Raw genomic sequence first — 2,160 nt, 5'->3', positions numbered from 1 at the left:
GCGGCCCTCGACCATGGCTCGGGGATCAGGTCCCATGGCATGATGGCGGTGTTGAGCTTCAGCAGTTCAGGCACGTTGATATCAGCCGTGCACCAGAGGCGGACCGGCTCGTCATCGGCATTGCGTTCCACATGAACAAACAGCCGGTTGATACAGGTGCGCACAAGAACTGTGGACAGACCGTCGGACGGATCGTGCTTCAGGCGGGCCAGAAGGCGTTTCCAGCGGTTCAGGCTTTCGTTGGCAAGGTCGGTGCGGAAAATCAGCTTGTCCAGTTCCCGCTGGTGCGTATAGAGCTGAAGGCGTGCGTTGGTGATCTGCTTTTCCTTGTCGTCCAGAAAGGACCGGATGACGGGGCGGTTGGTCCGGTTTCCGAGATCGGACAGCAGTGCCTTGACCTCATCTGTTGCCTGGTCGATCTGTTGTTGCAGCCGTTCAATGGCGCTTTCGTGGCGTTGCCGGTCCGGTGAAAGCGTCTCCTGGAAGGTGCGGATGGTGTCCAGATCGACCGTATTCAGCGCTTCCAGACCTTGGACAATGATGGTTTCACGCGGGATCATCCACAAGGCGGTCCGGCGTGATCCGTAATAACCCGGCGGGGCGGCAGTCAACGTGTGGCCGGTTTCGGCGCACCGCAAGCGGCGCGTGAAGAACCAGCTTCCGGTCTGGCCGGTCTTCATCTGGAGCGAGCGGGCCTTGCGCTGGCGTTCCATCGCCCGCTCCCGGCTGCGGGCCTTGGCATCGGCGGCGCGGATATGACGCATGGAAGACCGGTCTTCAATCATGCGCTGGACCGCATCGAACAGGTCCTCGTCCACAATCGCGAGCTCCGGAACCGGTATCCGCAGCCATTCACTTTGAGGCCGTACGACACAGTTCCGTTTTCCGGTTTCGGGATTGACCCGGTATTCCTGCCGGTTCCAGGTGATCCAGCCTTTGTACAGCGTATGGCGCAGGACGCCGGTTTGCCGGGATGCCGTTCCGACCAGAGCGGATATGGACCACGTTCCGCCGCGCGGCGACGCAATGCCGTCGTCGTTCAGGCCTTCACAGATTTCACTCAGAATGGCCCCGTCATGGTACTCGCTGTAGATACGCCGGATGACCTCCGCCTCCGCCGGATGAATCTCGCGCTCGCCACGGACCAGTTCGCCTTTCTCATCCAGGCGGTGTTTGGTGCGATAGCCATAGCACAAGCCGCCGGGGATTTTCCCGCGCAGCGTGATGGCCCGCAACCCGCGCCGGGTCTTGTCGGCAAGGTCCCGCAGGTACAGCGCGTTCATCGTGCCTTTCAGGCCGATATGCAGCTCGTTGATGGTTCCGTCCGCGATGGTCTCAATATCGATCCCCATGAAGCGCAGTTTCTCGTACAGCGCGGCAATATCGGACTGGCTGCGGGACAGGCGTGACAAGTCCTCGCTCAACACTTTCTCGAATTCACCGGCCAGGGCGGCGGCAACCAGCGCCTTGGCATTCTCGCGGTGGGACATGGTGGCTCCTGACAACGCCTCGTCGGCGAAAATGTGGGATACAGTCCACCCCCTGTCTGCGCAAAACTGGACACACCGGGCCACCTGATCGGCGCTGGATGTGTCCTGTTTGTCGGTGCTGTGGCGCGCGTAAATGGCGACCAGCATGACGTTTCCTCCGGTCTGTGTCGTATGTATACACGACATTTAACCGGTTGACGGGCAACGGGGAAAGAGCGGATGACGATCAGGGGGCGTTGGCGGCCTGTGCAGCGGCTTCGGCTTCACGGCGGCGTTTGACCCGGATAATCTTGCGGGCGATGCGGTAAACATCTTCCCAGATCTCGTCAACAGAGACCGCAGGATCGGTGTCACGACCGTCCCAGCCCATGGCAACCGCTGTCCCGACATCAACGCGTGGCGGCAGAAGTTCAGGCGGAATATGGGCGATGATCTCATCCATGCTTGGCACAATGTCGTCATAGTCATCGGCGTCTTCCGGTGAAACGGTCAGCCAGTCCACGCCATGAAAGATACCGTTGCCTATGAAAGGCAGGGCTTCGTTGTCCTGTACGCTGCTCATTGCTGTTGTCCTTTCCTGGATACAGTGCGGGGGCGTGCAACCAGATACCCCAGCCTTCACAGCTAGCGACAACACTATGAAATGTCAATGCAGGTATAGAAAGTAAAA

Annotated in this window: 2 protein-coding genes; both read right to left on the bottom strand. The window is 59.8% G+C overall.

Features of this window, described 5'->3' with window-relative positions:
- Positions 1-1,637, bottom strand: a 1,637-nt coding sequence (locus HEQ72_RS11195; protein ID WP_168023427.1) for a recombinase family protein, incomplete at its 3' end; no start/stop codon positions are given.
- A gap of 79 nt (positions 1,638-1,716) precedes the next feature.
- On the bottom strand, positions 1,717-2,052 hold the full coding sequence (locus HEQ72_RS11190) for a hypothetical protein (protein ID WP_168023426.1): 336 nt from the start codon (positions 2,050-2,052) through the stop codon (positions 1,717-1,719).
- Between the last annotated feature and the right edge of the window lie 108 nt (positions 2,053-2,160).

Source organism: Haematospirillum sp. 15-248 (genome assembly GCF_012102665.1).
In the GTDB taxonomy this organism is placed as follows: domain Bacteria; phylum Pseudomonadota; class Alphaproteobacteria; order Rhodospirillales; family Rhodospirillaceae; genus Haematospirillum.
The sequence above is the reverse complement of the archived record's forward strand: the minus strand, read 5'-3'. Positions and strand labels throughout refer to the sequence as shown.